At 62.2% G+C, this 18,532-nt stretch carries 23 protein-coding genes; 13 read left to right on the plus strand and 10 right to left on the minus strand.

Annotated features, from left to right (window positions below; genetic code table 11):
- Window positions 1-469: 469 nt before the first annotated feature.
- The 4 genes from ACP7AL_RS01185 to ACP7AL_RS01200 all read left to right on the plus strand — a co-directional run bounded on the left by ACP7AL_RS01185 (window position 470) and on the right by ACP7AL_RS01200 (window position 2,338).
- Window positions 470-739 (plus strand): DUF2798 domain-containing protein, encoded by a 270-nt coding sequence (locus tag ACP7AL_RS01185; RefSeq protein WP_425987994.1) that lies wholly within the window; start codon window positions 470-472, stop codon window positions 737-739.
- Between the two features lie 141 nt (window positions 740-880).
- Complete coding sequence (locus ACP7AL_RS01190; protein ID WP_425987996.1) at window positions 881-1,225, plus strand: ArsR/SmtB family transcription factor; 345 nt, start codon at window positions 881-883, stop codon at window positions 1,223-1,225.
- On the plus strand, window positions 1,222-1,695 hold the full coding sequence (locus tag ACP7AL_RS01195; protein ID WP_425987998.1) for an SRPBCC family protein: 474 nt from the start codon (window positions 1,222-1,224) through the stop codon (window positions 1,693-1,695). Before ACP7AL_RS01190 ends, ACP7AL_RS01195 begins: the two co-directional genes overlap by 4 nt.
- A 187-nt stretch (window positions 1,696-1,882) precedes the next feature.
- Window positions 1,883-2,338, plus strand: coding sequence for a DUF6647 family protein (locus ACP7AL_RS01200; protein WP_425988000.1), 456 nt, complete (start codon window positions 1,883-1,885; stop codon window positions 2,336-2,338).
- 4 nt (window positions 2,339-2,342) lie between these two features.
- Here the strand turns inward: ACP7AL_RS01200 and ACP7AL_RS01205 are convergent, their stop codons facing one another.
- Together ACP7AL_RS01205 and ACP7AL_RS01210 are read right to left on the minus strand one after the other, a co-directional pair.
- Entirely contained in the window at window positions 2,343-3,149 is an 807-nt protein-coding gene (locus ACP7AL_RS01205; protein WP_425988002.1) for a lytic murein transglycosylase, read from the minus strand.
- Window positions 3,150-3,266: 117 nt separating this feature from the next.
- Complete coding sequence (locus ACP7AL_RS01210; RefSeq protein WP_425988004.1) at window positions 3,267-4,178, minus strand: 5'-methylthioadenosine/S-adenosylhomocysteine nucleosidase; 912 nt, start codon at window positions 4,176-4,178, stop codon at window positions 3,267-3,269.
- A 181-nt stretch (window positions 4,179-4,359) separates the two neighbouring features.
- On the opposite strand from ACP7AL_RS01210, the gene ACP7AL_RS01215 reads away from it, so the two are divergent.
- Window positions 4,360-5,214, plus strand: coding sequence for an SDR family NAD(P)-dependent oxidoreductase (locus ACP7AL_RS01215; RefSeq protein WP_425988006.1), 855 nt, complete (start codon window positions 4,360-4,362; stop codon window positions 5,212-5,214).
- A 193-nt stretch (window positions 5,215-5,407) separates the two neighbouring features.
- Here the strand turns inward: ACP7AL_RS01215 and mbfA are convergent, their stop codons facing one another.
- Window positions 5,408-6,385 (minus strand): iron exporter MbfA, encoded by a 978-nt coding sequence (gene mbfA, locus ACP7AL_RS01220; protein WP_425988008.1) that lies wholly within the window; start codon window positions 6,383-6,385, stop codon window positions 5,408-5,410.
- Window positions 6,386-6,590: 205 nt separating this feature from the next.
- On the opposite strand from mbfA, the gene ACP7AL_RS01225 reads away from it, so the two are divergent.
- Window positions 6,591-6,911, plus strand: a complete 321-nt coding sequence (locus ACP7AL_RS01225) for a DUF6968 family protein (protein WP_425989985.1) — start codon at window positions 6,591-6,593, stop codon at window positions 6,909-6,911.
- Window positions 6,912-6,969: 58 nt separating this feature from the next.
- On the opposite strand, the gene ACP7AL_RS01230 is transcribed toward ACP7AL_RS01225, so the two are convergent.
- The 3 genes from ACP7AL_RS01230 to dnaG all read right to left on the minus strand — a co-directional run bounded on the left by ACP7AL_RS01230 (window position 6,970) and on the right by dnaG (window position 11,926).
- A complete protein-coding gene (locus ACP7AL_RS01230) occupies window positions 6,970-7,506 on the minus strand; it encodes a very short patch repair endonuclease (RefSeq protein WP_425988010.1) in 537 nt (178 codons plus the stop codon).
- Entirely contained in the window at window positions 7,503-9,650 is a 2,148-nt protein-coding gene (rpoD, locus tag ACP7AL_RS01235; protein WP_006022092.1) for an RNA polymerase sigma factor RpoD, read from the minus strand. Before rpoD ends, ACP7AL_RS01230 begins: the two co-directional genes overlap by 4 nt.
- 242 nt (window positions 9,651-9,892) lie before the next feature.
- Window positions 9,893-11,926 (minus strand): DNA primase, encoded by a 2,034-nt coding sequence (gene dnaG, locus ACP7AL_RS01240; RefSeq protein ID WP_425988012.1) that lies wholly within the window; start codon window positions 11,924-11,926, stop codon window positions 9,893-9,895.
- 139 nt (window positions 11,927-12,065) lie between these two features.
- On the opposite strand from dnaG, the gene ACP7AL_RS01245 reads away from it, so the two are divergent.
- From ACP7AL_RS01245 to ACP7AL_RS01255, 3 genes are all read left to right on the plus strand, one after another.
- Entirely contained in the window at window positions 12,066-12,686 is a 621-nt protein-coding gene (locus tag ACP7AL_RS01245) for a cysteine hydrolase family protein (protein ID WP_425988014.1), read from the plus strand.
- 139 nt (window positions 12,687-12,825) lie between these two features.
- On the plus strand, window positions 12,826-13,128 hold the full coding sequence (locus ACP7AL_RS01250; RefSeq protein WP_006022096.1) for a BrnT family toxin: 303 nt from the start codon (window positions 12,826-12,828) through the stop codon (window positions 13,126-13,128).
- Window positions 13,070-13,387 (plus strand): BrnA antitoxin family protein, encoded by a 318-nt coding sequence (locus tag ACP7AL_RS01255; protein ID WP_006022097.1) that lies wholly within the window; start codon window positions 13,070-13,072, stop codon window positions 13,385-13,387. Before ACP7AL_RS01250 ends, ACP7AL_RS01255 begins: the two co-directional genes overlap by 59 nt.
- Window positions 13,388-13,424: 37 nt before the next feature.
- On the opposite strand, the gene ACP7AL_RS01260 is transcribed toward ACP7AL_RS01255, so the two are convergent.
- Genes ACP7AL_RS01260 through ACP7AL_RS01270 form a run of 3 tightly spaced genes read right to left on the minus strand, consistent with a single transcriptional unit; the run spans window position 13,425 to window position 15,603 of the window.
- Window positions 13,425-13,823: a gamma-glutamylcyclotransferase family protein gene (locus ACP7AL_RS01260; RefSeq protein WP_006022098.1), complete on the minus strand. Its 399-nt coding sequence runs from the start codon at window positions 13,821-13,823 to the stop codon at window positions 13,425-13,427.
- Window positions 13,824-13,843: 20 nt separating this feature from the next.
- Window positions 13,844-14,665: a transglutaminase-like domain-containing protein gene (locus ACP7AL_RS01265; protein WP_425988017.1), complete on the minus strand. Its 822-nt coding sequence runs from the start codon at window positions 14,663-14,665 to the stop codon at window positions 13,844-13,846.
- Window positions 14,659-15,603, minus strand: coding sequence for a transglutaminase family protein (locus ACP7AL_RS01270; RefSeq protein WP_425988019.1), 945 nt, complete (start codon window positions 15,601-15,603; stop codon window positions 14,659-14,661). The genes ACP7AL_RS01265 and ACP7AL_RS01270 overlap by 7 nt, the downstream gene beginning before the upstream one ends.
- Window positions 15,604-15,671: 68 nt before the next feature.
- Here ACP7AL_RS01270 and ACP7AL_RS01275 point away from each other — a divergent pair, with 68 nt between their 5' ends.
- Window positions 15,672-16,484, plus strand: a complete 813-nt coding sequence (locus tag ACP7AL_RS01275; protein ID WP_425988021.1) for an N-formylglutamate amidohydrolase — start codon at window positions 15,672-15,674, stop codon at window positions 16,482-16,484.
- Between the two features lie 8 nt (window positions 16,485-16,492).
- Here the strand turns inward: ACP7AL_RS01275 and ACP7AL_RS01280 are convergent, their stop codons facing one another.
- Window positions 16,493-17,107: a LysE family translocator gene (locus ACP7AL_RS01280; RefSeq protein ID WP_425988023.1), complete on the minus strand. Its 615-nt coding sequence runs from the start codon at window positions 17,105-17,107 to the stop codon at window positions 16,493-16,495.
- Window positions 17,108-17,236: 129 nt separating this feature from the next.
- On the opposite strand from ACP7AL_RS01280, the gene ACP7AL_RS01285 reads away from it, so the two are divergent.
- The 3 genes from ACP7AL_RS01285 to ACP7AL_RS01295 are packed head-to-tail and all read left to right on the plus strand — an operon-like array spanning window position 17,237 to window position 18,523.
- Window positions 17,237-17,551: an ArsR/SmtB family transcription factor gene (locus tag ACP7AL_RS01285; RefSeq protein WP_006022104.1), complete on the plus strand. Its 315-nt coding sequence runs from the start codon at window positions 17,237-17,239 to the stop codon at window positions 17,549-17,551.
- Window positions 17,544-18,005: an SRPBCC family protein gene (locus ACP7AL_RS01290; protein ID WP_425988025.1), complete on the plus strand. Its 462-nt coding sequence runs from the start codon at window positions 17,544-17,546 to the stop codon at window positions 18,003-18,005. Before ACP7AL_RS01285 ends, ACP7AL_RS01290 begins: the two co-directional genes overlap by 8 nt.
- Window positions 18,005-18,523, plus strand: a complete 519-nt coding sequence (locus ACP7AL_RS01295; protein ID WP_425988027.1) for an SRPBCC family protein — start codon at window positions 18,005-18,007, stop codon at window positions 18,521-18,523. Before ACP7AL_RS01290 ends, ACP7AL_RS01295 begins: the two co-directional genes overlap by 1 nt.
- The last annotated feature ends 9 nt before the right edge of the window (window positions 18,524-18,532 follow it).

Here is an 18,532-nt window from a genome sequence, read left to right on the forward strand (position 1 = left end):
GAGCATGCCTCGTGACGTTGACGTCAACTCGAACCCATGAGGATGCCATGGCGAAGAAAGCCAAGAAGGCGAAGAAGGCGGCGAAGAAGACAGTTAAGAAGGCCAAGAAGGCCAAGAAGAAGTAGTTTTATTTATTTGAAGTGGCTCGGGCGGAGTCGCTTCGCCCGAGCTTCTGATGTCCGGGCGGCTCGCAAATCATCCGTCCAACTGAAGTTGCGCGATCAGCGCCCGGCACCTCCCCATGTTCCAGATCTCTCTCTTTCCAGAGATGCCCCGCTTCTCCGGCGGCGCTTGAATCCCCCACCCGATCCCGATAAGACAGCCTCATCGCGCCGTAAGCGTCTCACGTCAGGCAACGCATTCAACTGAGGCCGACCGGTCCGGAGGAATGCCATGACCCGCAGGACGCCTGCATCACCGTCATCGCCCGACTTTCGCGATCGGCCGGCTGTTTCCAAAGAGTGATCTGATGAAAACGCTTTCCCAACCGCCAAGTCGCGGCAAATTGCCCGCGCGGTATGCATCGATTGTCATGCCGCTGGTGCTGTCGGTGCTGATGACCTTCGTGGTCTCGGCGATTTCGACGCTGAAAAGCCTTGGTCCGACGCCCGCCTTCCTCGACACATGGCCCGCCGCCTGGGCGATCTCGTGGGTGGTCGCGTTCCCGACCCTGCTCGTGGTGCTGCCGCTGGTGCGGCGGAACGTGGCACTGGTGGTGGCACCGCCGCCATCGAACTAACCGGCCAACAAAAGGCGGCCCTCGCGCCGCCTTTTTCCTTCATTCAAACCGTTTCCTCAAGCGAGGCCGCCATGCGGCCGCGGTCATGCGCCGCAACACTTAGGCATTGACCTAACTTTTTACATCGCTATAGTTAGCCACATGACTAACCAACAGAACCGCCTCAACGATACGTTTCACGCGCTCGCCGATCCGACCCGGCGTGCGGTGCTGGCCAAGCTGACATCCGGCCCCGCCACTGTCAGCGATCTCGCGCAGCCGTTCAGCATGGCACTGCCGACATTCCTCCAGCATCTCAAGGTGCTGGAGGAATGCGGCCTGGTCCGGTCGAAAAAGGTCGGACGGGTACGGACCTGCCAGCTCAAACCAAGGCCGCTCGAAGAGGCGCAGGACTGGCTCGGTACGCAGCGCACGCTCTGGACCAGACGGCTCGACCAGCTCGACGACTACCTGAGACACCTCAACGCCACGGAGAACCGAAAGTGACCGCGTACAAAATCGACCCGAAACTCGATCTCGTCCTCGAACGGGTGATCGACGTGCCGCCCGAACTGGTCTGGAAGGCCTGGACCGAGCCCAAGCATTTGATGCCATGGTTCACCCCCAAGCCGTGGCAAACCGTGGACTGCGAAATCGACCTGCGCCCGGGCGGCATCTTCCGCACCGTGATGCGTTCGCCCGAAGGCAAGGACATGGACAACGCCGGCTGCTATCTCGAGGTCGTCCAGAACCGCAAGCTGGTGTTCACCGATGCCCTGTTGCCCGGCTACCGCCCGCGCGACGGCGGATTCTTCACCGCCTTCGTGACCATGGAGCCGGTGAAGGGCGGCACGAAATACACCGCCATCGCCGTGCACAAGGACGAAGCCGGCCGCAAGACCCACGAGGACATGGGCTTCCACAGCGGCTGGAACACCGCGCTCGATCAGCTTGTCGCTTACGCCAAGACGATTTGAACACCGCGCAGGAACGCCGCGCGTCAAGAAAGGGCAGCATGCGTGCTGCCCTTTCTCTTTCCAGCTCTTGCATCCAGGACTGCAAGTCCCTCGTAAGGATGACGCGCGCGCGTGAACCGCGTCACATTCAAGAACCGAAACAGGACGTAGTCTCCGCCCGTCGCCACACCTGACAGGAGCGCCGGATATGACAGCCCTGTTGACCGCAATCGCGCTTTGGCTTTCCGCCAACTTCAGCCTTCCGCCTCTGAGCGAGCCGCCGAAAGTCGAACTCGTCTCCCAGGCGAAAATCATGGCCATCCGCTACCAGGCTTTCAGCGTGGAGCGGCGTTATGACATCAATGCCATGCCGCCTGTGTCAGACCCGCGCGACACCGTCGCCATCTACGACGACAGCAGCCGCACCATCTATCTTCCCCTGTCATGGACCGGCGGCACGGCGGCCGACCTGTCGGTGCTGGTGCACGAGATGGTGCATCACCTTCAGAACATCGGCGGCATCAAGTACGAATGCCCGGCGGCGCGGGAGCAGCTTGCCTACCGCGCGCAGGACAAATGGCTCGGCATGTTCGGGCAGGATCTCGAGCATACGTTCGAGATCGACCAGTTCACGCTGAAGGTCAGCACGTCCTGCGGGTTCTAGATCGTCATCGCTCCGCGAGGCGATCGGCGAAATAGCCGATGGTCTTGCGATAGATCGTTGCCCTGTTCCACTCGCGCATGGCTTCGAAATTCGCGGTGCCTTCGCTGTAGGGCTGACCGCCGCGGAAGCCCGCGGTCTTGAGCAGGTTCGCCGTTGAAGCCAGCACGTCCGGAATGCTGTGACGCAGATCGACATGGCCATTGCCGTCGAAATCGACGCCGTACTTGATGTAGGACGACGGCAGGAACTGGGTCTGGCCGAGTTCGCCGGCATAGGCGCCGATCAGATCGCGCAGCGGCAGATCGCCGCGCTGGACGATCTTCAGCGCCGCCAGAAGTTCGCCCTGAAACAGTTCGGTGCGGCGGCAGTCATGCGCCAAGGTGGTCAGTGTGCGGATCACCGGCATCTTGCCGATGTCGCCCTTGCCGAAATCGGATTCCAGTCCCCAGATCGCGACCACGATTTCCGGCGGCACGCCGAACCGCTGCTGGATGCGTGACAGCAGCGCGGCATGACGCTGCAGCATCGCCTTGCCGGTGTTGATGCGCCCCGGTCCGACGCGGGTCGAGACATATTGCTCGAAGGTCTTGTTGAAGGTGCCGCGCTGGCGGCGATCGAACGACAGCACCGCCGGGTCCTGCGTCACGCCCGCGAACGCCTGGGAGATGACGCTCTGCGAAATCCCCGCCGCCGCTGCCTCCTGGGACATCGCGGAGACAAAAGTATTGAAGTCGCCGCCACAGCGGGCGGCATTTGCGGGGGCTGCGAGGGAGAGTGCGGCGGCAATCACGGCGAGGCGAAGTCTGAGCATCATGAACTCCGTTTCAGTATGACCGCGAGTCTACACATCAGGGCCGGACTTGTCCCGGCCCTCCACGCCTTAACTTTCATTGCTTTTGAACGACACGCGGGACGCGGACGCCCGCGCCTACATCGGCACCGCCTTCAAAAACGCCCGCAGCACCGCGACGGAATTCTCCGCCGCCAGCTTCTCGAAGGTCTGCATCTCGTTCTCGCCTGCGCCGCCGCCGGCGAGGTCCGACAGCGAGCGGAACGCCAGAAACGGCACGGCATTGGTCGCCGCCACATGGGCGACGGCGGCGCTTTCCATGTCCAGCACCTGCGCCTTGAAGGTGTCGAACGCCCAGGTGCGAAACGCGGCATTGTCGACAAAGGCGGTGCCCGAGACGCCATTGCCGCCGACCACCACTTTCGGCGGATGAACGAGACAGGCGGCCTCGATGCAGCGCTTGAGTTCGACGTGAGAGGTGGCCGTGCGCGCGATCTCGAACAGCTTGGCGTCCACCGGAATCCAGAACTGCCGCTCGGGTTTGTCCACGCCGTCGCGCGGCACCTTGACCCCGCGTGAGAAGATCATCCCGTAATTGGGAAACTCCTGCTTCGACCACGACGGCAGTTGAAAGCCCTGCGGTGTCTCGCGCGCCAGAATGGTTTCGAGATACTGGCCCCACTGCTGCGACACCACGACGTCGCCGATGTTGAGCGAGGGATCGACGCCTCCGGCGATGCCGGAAAACAGGATGGCGCGCAGATTGAACCGGTCGATCGCCATCTGCGCCGTCATCGCGGCATTCACCATCGAGACGCCCGACAGCACCAGCACGACATCGTGCCCCTCGACGCGGCCGGTGACGAAATCGACGCCCTTTTCCTTGTGCGAGACCGGCTGCTCCACCACGGCAAGCAGCGCCTGCCATTCCGGCTCGAAGGCCGAGAACAGCGCGATGCGCGGCGCGGTGTCGATCGGCTGGCTGGCCGCGCGGGCAGCAACAGGCATGAGGGCGAGAAGCGAGATCAGAAGCAGGCGCAGGACAGGCATCGGGCTACCGCATTGATGAAGCTGATGCGACATTATCCAAGATGCGCGCGCTCTGCTACGCTTCACACAGATTTGCTGCGCCGATATGCGGCGCGCGACACAATCGCGCTCACAAACGAATCTAAATCAAAAGCCGCGCTGTTTCATCTCGCCCGTGCCCGAAAAATCCCGGAGAAGCCACGTGTCCCATGCCGCCCTCGTTCCGAATGCTGTCGCGGTCATCACCGGCGGCGCCTCCGGCATCGGCCTTGCCGCCGCCAGCCATTTCGCAAAACTTGGCCTGAAGGTCTGCATCGCCGATCACGACGACGAGAAGCTGGCGCGCGCAGCCGAGCTGCTGACCTATGTCGCGCCCGGCGGCAGCGACAGCATTATGTCGCTTGCGGTCGACGTCAGCCATCGCGCGGACATCGAGAAGCTGGAAGCCGCCGTGCTCGGGCGGTTCGGCGGCACCGACGTGCTGATGAACAATGCCGGCATCCAGCCGGGCAGCGCGATGTTCGGACCGCTCGATGCGTGGCAGCGCGTGCTCGGCGTGAACCTGTGGGGCATCGTCAACGGCACGCAGGTGTTCGCGCCCGGCATGATCGCGCGCAGGCGGCCGGGGCTGATCATCAACACCGGATCGAAACAGGGCATCACCACGCCGCCGGGCGATCCGGCCTACAATGTCGCGAAAGCCGGCGTGAAGGCGTTCACCGAGGCGTTGCAGCACGAACTGCGCAACACGCCCGATTGCCGGATCAGCGCGCATCTGTTGATCCCCGGCTTCGTATTCACCGGGCTGACCGCGCGCGGGCGCACCGAAAAGCCCGCAGGCGCGTGGACCGCGGAGCAAACGGTGGACTTCATGATCGAGAGTCTCGCGCGCGGCGATTTCTACATTCTCTGCCCGGACAACGACGTGCCGCGCGCGCTCGACGAGAAACGGATTCTCTGGGCCGCCGGGGACATCACCGAGAACCGGCCGCCATTGTCGCGCTGGCATCCGGATTATGCGGAGGCGTTCAAGCATTTCGTGGACGGCGTGACGTAACAAACGCATGCGCTCAGCATGCGGCTACCCGTCATCCAGAGGTGCGAGCACCGCAGGCAAATTTATGCAGCCTGCTTAAACTTGGCTGCGCGAGCCTCGAAGGATGACCGATCATGACATGCCGTCGCCCTTCGAGGCCTCCGCTCCGCTTCGGCACCTCAGGGTGACGGCGCGTTGTGCTCCGGGTCAGCGCTTAAGCGTTGCCGATGAAAATGCCGGCGGCGAGGACCAGCGCGCCGCCGAGCACCACCTGAAACGCCGCGCGCAGGAACGGCGTTTCCATGTAGCGATTCTGGATCCACGCGATCGCCCACAACTCGCAGAACACGACGATTCCGGCGATCGCCGTCGCGGTCCAGAACTGCGGGATCAGATAAGGCAGGGCGTGGCCGAGACCGCCGACCGTGGTCATCAGCCCCGATGCGAGGCCCCGTTTCAGCGGCGATCCGCGCCCGGAGATGACGCCGTCATCATGGGCGGCTTCGGTGAATCCCATCGAGATGCCGGCGCCCACCGACGCCGCAAGGCCGACGGTGAATGTCGTCGATGTCGATTGCGTCGCGAACGCTGTGGCGAAGATCGGCGCCAGCGTCGACACCGAACCGTCCATCAGGCCCGCGAGGCCCGGCTGCACCCATGTCAGCACGAACTGACGCCGCGCCTTGGCGTCTTCCTCGCCGCGCGCGCCGCCCGTCAGCGTGGTGGCCTGAAGCTCTTCTGCGCGATGCTCGTGCTGACGTTCGGCGGCGGCGAGATCGCCGAGCAGCTTGCGCGTGTCGGGATCGGTCGAGGCCTGCGCCGCGCGGACATAGAAGTTCGCGGCGTCGTCCTCCATCCGCTCGGCCTCGGCGCGGATGCGCTCAAGGCCGAGATTTTCAACGAGCCAGGTCGGCCGGCGCGAATAGTAACCGGCCACATGCTCGCGCCGGATCAGCGGGATCACCTTGCCGAAACGCTTCTTGAAACGGTCGATCAGCAACTGGCGATGGCCGTCTTCCTCCGCCGCCATCTCGTCGAACATCGCCGCCGTCGCCGGATACTGCGCACGCAACTGTTCGGCATAGGTCGCGTAGATGCGCGCATCGTCCTCTTCCGACGAGATGGCGAGCGCCAGCACTTCGGCCTCGGAGAGATCGCTGAACTGCCGCCGCGCGGCAAAGCCCTGAAACATGGGGGTAAACTCACTTTAGAATGATTCTAAAATGAGATTTAGCGGGGTTTGGGGAGGGAGGCAATGGTCGTGGCGATTGGCTGCCAAGCAAAATTCGCGCGTCTGTACGCGCAGTCTGACATTCTCACGCGATGGAGCGCTATGCTGAGTGCCGAACCGACCGTGCCGTTCCTCCCTCAGCTTTTGAAGGTTTTCCGTGCTGACGATGACTCGAACACTACGGCTCTCGGACGAAGCCGCAATCGCCATTCCGGTGAGCGTTTTCATGCCGGTGCAGGAAGATGGCGATTGGTCATGCGCCTTCTCGATCGGCTGGCCCGAGCAAACATTAAAGCGCAAAATATTCGGCATCGACGCCATCCAGTCTCTGGAACTGGCGCTGCGCATGATCGGCACCGAGTTGTATGCGAGCGAGTATCACAAGGCCGGACGGCTGATATGGCTCAAGCCCGGCGCGGGCTATGGCTTTCCCTTACCCAACATCATACGTGACACGTTGATTGGGGAAGATCGGGAGTTTTTGTAATGGAATGGATACCCGCGCCAATAGCTGAAGGTGATCGACCGCCGCAATACCTAGCATTTCAATCTAGAAACTTGCGTATTCTTCTTTCCAGCCCTCTCAAGCCGCTCGTTTCGCACTCCCAAACGACCAGACATTTCCACCCAAGTTTTCGTAGTTCAGCTAGGCGTCTTTTGTCTCTAGCCTTATTGCCAGAAATTTTCGGACCCCAATAATCGCGATTACTCTTGGCTCCCGTCCCGCCAACTTTGCATCCATGCCCATGCCAGTAGCAGCCGTGAACGAAAATCACTTTGCGTCGCGTGCCGAAAACCAAATCCGGCTTTCCAGGGAGGTCTTTGCGATGAAGCCGGTAGCGGTAACCCAAGGAATATACCAGGCGTCGCACAGTTAGTTCCGGAGTGGTATTTTTACTTCGTATCGCGCGCATATTGGCGCTGCGGCGCGCGGCGCGCGAATGGTTTCGCGGAACGACAAAAACGGCGGACCTTTCGGCCCGCCGTTTTGTTTCGATGGATTGCCTGAGAAGAAGCCCCTCACCCGGATCGCTGCGCGATCCGACCTCTCCCCGCGAGAGCGGGGCGAGGTAAAAGATCAATTATCCAAGAAACTCCGCAGCTTCCTGCTTCGGCTCGGATGCTTCAGCTTGCGCAGCGCCTTCGCCTCGATCTGACGGATGCGTTCGCGGGTCACCGAGAACTGCTGGCCGACTTCTTCCAGCGTGTGGTCGGTGTTCATGCCGATGCCGAAGCGCATGCGCAGCACGCGTTCCTCGCGCGGGGTGAGCGAGGCGAGCACGCGCGTGGTGGTCTCGCGAAGATTGCTCTGGATCGCCGCGTCGATCGGCAGCACCGCGTTCTTGTCCTCGATGAAATCGCCGAGATGTGAATCCTCCTCGTCGCCCACCGGGGTTTCCAGCGAGAGCGGCTCTTTCGCGATCTTGAGAACCTTGCGCACCTTCTCCAGCGGCATGCCGAGCTTTTCGGCGAGCTCTTCCGGGGTCGGCTCGCGGCCGATCTCGTTCAGCATCTGGCGCGAGGTGCGCACGATCTTGTTGATCGTCTCGATCATGTGCACCGGAATGCGGATGGTGCGCGCCTGGTCGGCGATCGAGCGGGTGATGGCCTGACGGATCCACCACGTCGCGTAGGTCGAGAACTTGTAGCCGCGGCGGTATTCGAACTTATCAACGGCCTTCATCAGGCCGATGTTGCCTTCCTGAATGAGATCGAGGAACTGCAGGCCGCGGTTTGTGTATTTCTTGGCGATGGAAATCACGAGACGCAGGTTCGCCTCGACCATTTCCTTCTTGGCCTGACGGGCTTCGCGCTCGCCCTTCTGCACGCCGTGCACGATCTTGCGGAATTCGCCGATCTCGAGACCGGTGAGGCCCGCAAGCTGCTGGATCTCGTGGCGCAGTTCCTTGATGCGGTCCTTCTCTACCGCGACGAAATTCTTCCAGCCCTTGGCGGCCAGTTTCGAGACGCGGTTGAGCCAGCGCGGATCGAGCTCCGAGCCCTGATAGTTGCGCAGGAAGTCTTCGCGGCCGACGCCATGGCTGTCGCCGAGGCGGAACAGGCGGCCCTCGAACGACACCAGCTTCTTGTTGATGTCGTAAAGCTGCTCGACCAGCGAATCGATGCGCGCCTGGTTGAGCCGCAGCGACTTCACCTCGACGACGATCTCGTCCTTCAGCTTCTTGTACTTGCGCTCCTGCGCCGGCGAGAGCGTCTCGTTCTGAAGCTGGTTCTGGATGTCCTGCTCCTGAAGACGGCGCAGCTTCTTGTACTCGGAGGCGATCTTGTCGAAGGTCTCGACCACCTTCGGCTTCAGCTCGGCCTCGATGGCCGCGAGCGACATCTGGTTCTCGAACTCGTCGTCCTCGTCCATGTCCGCTTCGGCCGCGGCTTCGCTGGGGTCCTTCGCGGCGGCGTCGCCAGCGGGCGCGGGACGGAACGGCGTCGGCGACGGCGGCGCGGCCGGCGCGGCGGCAGCCTGCGCGGCGGCGATCACCTGCACGGTGCCGTCGGCATTGATGATGGCGTTGGTCGGCTGACCGTCAGGACCCGTGGGGCCCGCGATCATCGCCGGGTTCATGTTGTTCTTGGCGTCGGGACCGGCGTAGGTCGCTTCGAGATCGATGATGTCGCGAAGGAAGATCTTTCCTTCGTTGAGTTCGTCGCGCCAGATGATGATGGCCTGGAAGGTCAGCGGGCTTTCGCACAGGCCCGCGATCATCGCCTCGCGGCCGGCCTCGATGCGCTTGGCGATGGCGATTTCGCCCTCGCGCGACAGCAGCTCGACGGTGCCCATTTCGCGCAGGTACATGCGCACGGGATCGTCGGTGCGCTCGCCCGGCTCGGACTTCTTGGTTTCGGTGACGGCCTTGGAGGTGACCTCGACGAGTTCGTTATCGGTCTCGTCGTCGGCCTCTTCCTGCTTCTCCTCGTCCTCGTCGGCGGCGTCGTCGGACTCGGATACGTTGATGCCCATGTCGGAGAGCATCGCCATGATGTCTTCGATCTGTTCGGGCGAGGTGGTGTCGGACGGGAGCACTTCGTTGAGCTGATCGAAGGTCACGAAGCCGCGCTTCTTGGCCTGCTTGATCATCTTCTTGACGGCGGCGTCGGACAGATCGAGCAACGGCGACGGGGCGTCCGCGCCATCTTTCTCAGGAGTGTCAGCGGCCTTCTGATCCTTGTCTTTGTCCTTGATCGCTGCTGTCTTTGCCTTGATGGCCATTCACTGCTCCTGAAACGCGCTCACGACGTAGGCCCACGGCCTGCGTTGAATTTCACACCGCATTGATGCGGAAAGGGCGGCGCTTTTGAGGGCACCACCCGGGCCGAAGATGTAGGTATGGCCGAAGGCCGTTAAGCTACGATTAACCCTGTTTTTGCGGGTAAAAACCCGGTTTGGCGAGTCTTTTTAAGGCCTTGGCGCCGACATAAAACCCCGGCGGAGGCCTTGCCGCATCATTTTCCTCACACGCTGCGCTGGAACCGGCCGGAAGATTCGCCGAAACCCTCAATCAGCGCGTCAAGGCCGTCCACGTCAGCAAGCCGGGCTTTCACATCGCGCAGCCAAGCCTCATTGGACTCGCTGCTGTCCTGCCCCAGTGCCTGCTCGGCATCCTTGAGTTCTCTAAGTAAGGAGTGGGATTGGCGATGCAAGACAACAAGTTGATGCCAGGTCGAAAGAACGTCCTCTGCCGCAGCGCCGGCCTGCGTCCCCCAGACGCTCTTGGTGGTCAGCGCCCGCTCAACCCTTTGAATCTGCTCATCATATCCGTTCACCGTGAGCCAGGTCCGGATCCGGGTCCGTTCGGTCTCCAGATCGTTGGTCGGCCCATAATTCGCAAAGGCCGTCACGATCCCGGCGCGCAGCTTGTGGGCCTCGGGATGGGCCAGCTCCAGGGCGGTGATTTCCTCCAGATGGTCGTGCAGCAGCCAGGGGTGGTTGAGCAGCGATTGCAGGATCAGGGCCTCCCGCCGGGAGATGGAACTGCGCTGGCCGCGCATGATCGAGGAACCCGCCAGTTGGGGGCTCGCGACCTGATAGGGCGACCGGTTGATGGTGCGCGGGCCTGTGGATAGCCCGCCCCGCGCGTCGCTCCGTCCGGCCCCGCCGGGCGCAAACGGAGGGCGCTGCTGAAAACGCCGCCCTGATTCGCCGCCGAAGCCGCCCTGGCTGGGGCCCCGGAAACCGCCACGCGCGCCGCCTTGATATCCGCCCTGATAGTTTCCTTGCGGGGAGAAAGCGTTGCGCAGCCGCTCGGAAAAATCCTGTTTGTAATAGCGCCGCACCACCTCGTCGCGGATGCCGTTGGTCAGTTCGTTGATACGCGCTTCCAGCGCCGCGCGGCGCTCTGGCGTGGCGAAGCTGCCGCCTTCGATCTCGCGCGACCACACGATGCCCGCCAGCGGCTTGGCCTGCGCGATCACTTCCTCGATCGCGCCCCGCCCGCCGGAGCGCGCGAGATCATCAGGGTCCTGTCCTTCCGGCAGCAGCGCGACACGCAGGCTTTTTCCCGGCTTGAGATGCGGCAGCGCCAGATCCGCCGCGCGGAATGCCGCGCGCTGTCCGGCGCCGTCGCCGTCGAAACACAGGATCGGTTCATCCGCCATCTTCCAGAGCAGCGCGAGCTGGTTCTCGGTCAGCGCGGTGCCGAGCGGGGCGACCGCTCCGGGAAAGCCGGTGGTGACCAGCGCGATCACATCGACATAGCCTTCGGCGACGATGAGCTGCGCCCCATCATGGGCGGCCTGCCGCGCGGTGGCGAGGTTGTAGAGATTGTCGCCCTTGTGAAACAGCGGCGTCTCCGGAGAGTTCAGATACTTCGCGGGCACATCCTTTTCGAGCGCGCGGCCGCCGAAGGCGATGACGCGGCCCCGCGCGTCGGTGATCGGAAACATCACGCGATCGCGGAAACGATCGTACGGCACCGGGATGTCGTCGCCTGCGATCAGAAGCCCCGCCTCGACCATGTCGTCGACCGGAATGCCGAGCCCTCCGAGATGCTCCTTCAGCGCAAAACGTTCGCCCGGCGCGTAGCCAAGACGAAACTGCAATTGCGTCGCGGGCGAGATCGCGCGGTCGCCGAGATAGCCGCGGGCTTTCGCACCATTGCGCGAGGCCAGCGTGTCGGCGAAGAATTTCGCGGCGAGGTCCATCACATCGTACAGCGTCTTGCGACGCTGCTCGTGACGCGCGGCGTCAGGCGTCACCGCCGGAAGCGGCATGCCGGCCTGCGAGGCCGCGACCTCCACCGCCTCGATGAAGCCGAGGCCTTCGGTCTCCATGATGAAGTCGAAGATGTTGCCGTGCTTGCCGGAGGCGAAGCAGTGGTAGAATCCCTTCTGGTCATTCACCGTGAACGAGGGGGTCTTCTCCTGCTTGAAGGGCGAGAGTCCCTTGTACTCCTTGCCCGCCCGCTTCAGCTTCACGCGCTTGCCCACGACTTCCGAAACCGGAAGCCGGGCGCGCAGTTCTTCGAGAAATTGGGGCGTGAATCGCATGGAATCGGGCAGCCTCTGCAACCGACCATCAATATAGGCTTCCTGGGTCCATCCCCCAATGAAAGCCGGATTGTCCCGGCTATTCACAGCCCTTATGGTCCGGCCTCGGTTCCGGATTACTCAACGAAAGCAAGAAAATATGGCTCCCGCCCCGAAATCCCTGCTCCAGATCGCCGGTGCGCCGCTGCATCCGAGCGCGCTCGACACATCCGCCCTCGTCATCATCGACGCCCAGCTTGAATACACGAGCAAGGGCAACCTGCCGCTGGACGGCGTCGATGCCGCCATTGTCGAAGCCGCCAAACTGCTGAAGCTGGCACGCGAGCGCGGCGTGCCAGTGTTCCATATCGTGCAGCACGCGCCGTCGGGCCGCCCGCTGTTCGCAGAGGACGGGCCCACCGCCGCTATCGTGCCGCTGCTCACACCGGCAGCGGGAGAAGTCGTGGTGCGCAAGACGCTGCCGAATTCGTTCGCGGGCACTGATCTCGACGCACTGGTGAAGAGCACCGGCCGCACCGAACTGATCCTCGCGGGCTTCATGACCCATATGTGCGTCAGCGCGACCGCCCGCGCCGCGCTCGACCTGAAATATCGCACCACCGTTGTCGCCAACGCCGCCGCGACGCGCGACCTGCCCGATCCGCTCGGCGGCACGATTCCCGCCAGCGTCGTCCACCGCGTGGCGCTGACCGAACTGGCGGATCGTTTTGCGATTGTCGTGAAGGACACCGCGGCACTGACGGCGGCGCCGAAGGCGTGAACCCAAAAGAATTGACATCCCGCAGAGGAATGTATATACATATCATATATACATTACCTCAAGCTTTATCCAAAGGACCGTTTCATGATCATCAATGAACTCACCGCTTTGCGGCAGAATGATACTGGAGTGCTCGTCTATGGAATCGCCGAAGGGATTCGAATGGGATGGCGATAAAAACCGTCGGAACATAGAAAAGCATGGCATCGACTTTGAAGATGCGGTCGACATCTTCGATGGTCCCTTGCTCCTATATCGATCGGACCGCAACAACGAGGAGCGCTGGATCGCGATTGGGAAGTCCAACAATCATGTCATTGCCGTGATCTTCACATGGCGAAATGACATCATCCGGATCATCTCAGCGCGCTCCGCGAGAAAGAATGAAAAAGAATCATATCGTCACGCGTCAATCGGGCGACCGGCGAAAGGGAAAGACTGACTGGTCCCGCGTTGGCAAACTCACCGATCGTCAGATCGACGCCGCTATGGCGAACGATCCCGACTGGGCTGAATTCAAGAATATCGACTGGTCAAAGGCCGAACTTGTCATTCCAGCGAAGAAAAAAGCTATTTCCATCCGGATCGATGAAGACGTGCTTGATTATTTCAAGGGCCAGGGTGACGGCTATCAGGGCCGCATGAATGCCGTTCTGCGCTCTTACATGCAGCAGAAGGCCAAATCCAAAAAACGAGCTTGAAGCAGCAGTCGGGTAGGAACACTCCGACTCGCGAAGCTTACGACTCCACCTCGTCGAACCGGCCGGACTTGATCCGCTCCCGGTTCTCGAGGGACCAGTTGTAGACATACATCCACGCCTCGACGACGGTGCCATCGGCCAGCGTCATTTTCTGAAGCTTGCGCAGATACTGGGTCGGCTCGGCATCGTCCGGGCCGCAACCCTCGTAAGCGTCGAGCGCCGTCAGAATCTCCGGATCGCGCAGTTCGAAGACATCTCCATACGCCCACTCATCCGGCTGGGTGGACGGAACGACGCCCGGATAGTGCGTGATGCGATAAAGGCGGCCGTTGTAGCGCGCCTCGCCGAGACATGTGGCACTGGCCGCCAGCTTCGCCGCCCATGGATGCCGCGAACCACGCCTCAGGGTGCCGTAGACAAACAAACGCTCGGTCATTGCAACTGGTGTCCGGCTTCTTAGCCGGCCTTGGATTCGAGAACCTCGTCACTCACGATGACGAACTTGTTCAGCACCATCTGCCCGAAGGTCGTCGAGATTGCAACGTCTGCCGCATCGCGGCCGGTGGCCATCAGGATGCGGCCGATCCGCGGCTTGTTGTGCCGCGCATCGAAGGTGTACCACTTGCCGGAAAGATAGACCTCGTACCAGCCGGAGAGATCCATCGGCGCAGGATCGGGCGGAATGCCGATGTCGCCCATGTAGCCGGTGACATAACGCGCCGGGATATTCATGCAGCGGCACAGCGTCAGCGCCAGATGCGCGAAATCCCGGCAGACGCCCTGCTGTTCTTCAAAGACATCGAAGGCAGACTTGGTCGGCCGCGCCTGCTGGTAGTCAAACCGCACATGGTTGTGCACCCATGTATTGATAGCCTGCACGCGCTCCCACCCGGGCGGCGTGTTGCCGAACTGCGACCACGCGAAATCGGTGAGGCGGTCCGTCTCGCAGTAACGGCTCGCCATCAGATAAAGCAGCACTTCGTCGGGCAGTTGCTCGACCGGCATCTGCTGCGCTTCGGGAACGACCGCATCCGGCAGGCCGGTGTCGCGCACCAGCGCGTCGCCGCGAAACGTAATGCCGCCCGGCGGGGCCGTGAGCCGTCCGCAGATGTTGCCGAAGCTGTCATGATAATAGCGAATCCGCACGTTCGGCTCGGTGATGATCGTCTCCTCGCCGACAATGTCCCTGGCGCGCGAGGGATGAATCCGCATCATGATCACCATCGGCGTTTCGGCGACGGCGCCGTACGAAATCTCGAATCCAACTCTGATCAGCATGCAGCGGCTTCCTCCAGATCTTCCCCGACCGAGAGGACGTGAATGGTGACGTCCATGCCAAGGTGGGCGTCGGCAGGCCCCATATAGGTACCGTGCAATGGGATGGCCTGTTGCGGATCGCGCGCCACCGCCACGCGAATGAGATCGCGGTTGCCGACAATGCCGTTCGTCGGATCAAACTCAACCCAGCCCGCGCCCGGCAGATAGGCCCGCACCCAGGCATGGGTGTTGCCGCCGCCGACATAGCCATGGGCCTCGTCGCCCGGAATGAAGATATAACCGCTGACGAAACGCGAGGCGATGCCGAGCCGCCGCAGCGCCTCGATCATAAACAGCGCGAAATCGCGGCAGGTGCCTGAACCGATACTCAGGGTGTCGAGCGGATGCTGCGTGCCGTGCTCGTGGCGCTTGCGATAGCTGAACGACTCCCGCACGCCATGGGTCATGCCGACCAGCAGATCGAGCGTTTTGGTGCGGCTGCCGTCGCTGAGAAACTGCAGCGCCCACGCCGCCAGCGCGCCGTCGGGATCGCTGTATTGCGGGGTCATCGACGGTGTGAGGTCCGTCAGTTCGTCATGATCGTAGAAGAACGGATAGTAATAGGCTTGGTCAGCGGGGGTCAGGACGATGTTCTCGAGCGGATAGTGTTCAACGGTGACGGTCGAGTCGAACACCAGCCGGTCCGAATAGGTGTCGAAATCGGCGATCGCGACACTGTTGCCGAAGACATCGTGAATGCGGCGCAGCGAACAAGGCGCTGGCGAGATGTCGAGCCGCTCCGACAGCACACGAACATCGTGGCCGCTGCGCGGACGCAACATGATCCGGTGTTCGCCGAACGCCACCGGGCGGTCGTAGCGATACTCGGTCTTGTGGTGAATCGTCAGCAGGGGCATCGTCTTGTTCTGGCCGATTGAATTCGTCTGCGAATCATACATGCTGTTTTTGCTGCATTTCCGGCTAATTGTTGGGCTTGAATGCCGCTGTGATAGGCAACGAAAGCAAAATGGCCCTGCCCGCTCCAGCCAACACTTTACGACTCCTTGAGGACGACGAAGTTCCGCCTGTGCTTGAGGAAAATCCCGGCAGCCGCTCGCCGTTCCTTTTCACCTGTGATCACTACGGCCGCCTGATTCCGCGGGCGCTCGGCGATCTCGGCGTCCACGCCAGCGAACTTGAGCGGCACATCGCATGGGACATCGGCATTGCCGAGGTCGCGACCTGGCTTGCGAAGGAAATGGACGTGCACCTGATCGCGCAGCGCTATTCGCGCCTCGTGATCGACTGCAACCGGCCGTTCGACAGCCCGGGCTCGATCCCGCTGATCAGCGAAGCGACGGAAATTCCCGGCAATGGCGGGCTCACCCGCGAGCAGGTCGCGGAACGGCAGCGCGCCGTTTTCGCGCCCTATCACTCACGCATCGCGCAGGCGCTCGACGCGCGCAAGGCCAGCGGCCTGCCGACCATCCTGGTGTCGCTGCATTCGTTTACGCCGGTCTATGCCGGCATCGCCCGGCCCTGGCACATCGGCACGCTGTACAACCGCGACGACCGGCTGCCGCATCTGTTGCGCGACAAGCTGCGCCTTGAGGGCGATCTCGTGGTCGGTGACAACGAGCCTTATGCGGTGAGCGATGCGACCGACTACACCATTCCTGTGCATGCCGAAAAGCGCGGGCTGATGCATACCGGCATCGAGATCCGGCAGGATCTGATCAGCGACCAGTCCGGCCAGCATCAATGGGCGGAGCGGCTGTCGCGTCTCCTGCGCGAGATCGAGGAAGGCCTGCACGCCAGGAAACTGATGCCCGCCGAGTGAGGCGCAGATCAGCGACTCCGCGTCAGGGCAAGCCAGATGCCGCCGCCGATCATGAAACCGCCGGAGATACGCGACACCAGCCGCACGCGCCGCGCCGACAGCAGCTTGCCCGCACGGCCCGCCAGCAGGGCGTATGCGCCGTCGGACAAGGCGGCGATCACCGTGAAAGTGACGCCGAGCAACGCCACCTGCGGCAGGTGATCCTGATTCATATCGACGAACTGCGGAATGAACGCGCCGAAGAACACCAGCACCTTCGGATTGCTGAGCAGCACCAAAAATCCCTGAAGGAAGAATCCGCCGCGCGGCGGCGGCGGCGCGTCGGTCGCCGACAGCGCGCCGGTCGAGCGGAACAGCTTGATGCCGAGCCAGACGAGATAGGCAGCACCTGCGAACCGCACCCATTCGAACCAGTAGCCCATTGTCGCCATCAGCGATGTCAGGCCCACGGCGATGATGCCGATGATGATCACAAGCCCCACCTGCGCCCCGGCAATGTTGGTGAGTGCCGCGCGCGTGCCGTAGCGAAGACCGTTGGCGATGACGAGGGTGACGATCGGACCCGGCAGGATCGCGAGCGCGACACAGGCAGCGACATAGGCGAGATAGAACTGAAGCGACATGAAATTCCCCGATGCGAGAGACCGCATCAAAGGATCAGACACTGCGCAAATGCAAGCGGTTCAAGTCCACCGCAAATGATTTCGGGCGACGCTTGACAGGCAACCATTTGGTTGCCTATTATTCTGACCATGGACGAGGTCTTCAAGGCACTGGCGGATGCATCGCGGCGCTCATTGCTGGACCGGCTTCACGCCCGCAACGGGCAGACATTGCTGGAGCTTTGCGATGGTCTCGCCATGACTCGGCAGGCCGTCACCAAGCATCTCGGAATTCTCGAAGACGCCAATCTCGTGACCACGCTCAAGCACGGCCGCGAGAAACTGCACTACCTCAATCCCGTTCCGATCCACGAGATCGGAGAACGATGGATCAGGAAATTCGAGCGCAGCAAACTCGCCGCGCTCAGCGAACTCAAACGTCAACTGGAGAAGCGTGATGCGTAAACCCGAATTCGTCTATGTGACCTTCATCAAGACCACGCCGGAGAAACTCTGGCATGCCCTGACCAACACGGCATTCACCGAGAGCTACTGGTTCGGCTGCAGCCTGCATTCCGACTGGAAGGTCGGCTCCCGCATGCACATGGACAGGTTCGGCAAGGTGGTGAACGAAGGATTCGTGCTCGAATCCGATCCGCCGCGCCGGCTGTCCTATAGCTGGCTGTCGGTTTTCGACGCGGAGATGATCAAGGAGCACCCTTCCCGCGTGACGTTCGTGCTTGAGCCGAGCAACGGCGCGGTCAAGCTCACCGTGATCCACGAGGATTTCGCCGAGGACAGCAAGACATTGCCCAGCATTTCCGAAGGCTGGCCGCTGGTCCTCTCCAGCCTCAAGAGCATTCTTGAGACCGGCAAGCCGCTTGATTTCGAAATGCCGCGCAGCGCGGAGAGCGCGTGATGGACATCGGCAAATTCAAACCCTCGCTTGTCTACACGATCTACATCGCCTCGACGCCCGAGAAGGTGTGGGACGCGCTGACATCCGCCGAATACAGCCGGGACTATTTCTCGGGCTTCGGCGTCGAGGTCGAGGATAGAGTGGGCGGCGCGTTCGTGCTTCGCGCGCCGGACGGATCGGTCCACATCAGCGGCGAAGTCGTCGCCTACGACCCGCCGCGCAAGCTGGTCATCACCTTCAACGTCAACTGGCCCGGCCTGATCGAGGCGCTCGGCGAGACACTGGTGACCTACGAGATCGAACAATCGGGAGAGTCGGTGCGGTTGACCATGACCGAGGCGAACGAGCGCGAGATCGACGAGGACATTCTGTCCGGCGGACGCGCGGGCTGGCCTGCTATTCTCTCCAGCCTCAAGAGCGTGCTGGAGACCGGCAAGCCGCTGTCGATCAAGATGGAGCCGCCGAAGCGAATGCTGGAGGCGCTGAAGCGGCTCGGCGTGAAAGTGCCGGGGATGTAACTCCCTCGC

The organism is Afipia sp. DC4300-2b1 (genome assembly GCF_049895725.1).
In the GTDB taxonomy this organism is placed as follows: Bacteria; Pseudomonadota; Alphaproteobacteria; order Rhizobiales; family Xanthobacteraceae; genus Afipia; species Afipia broomeae.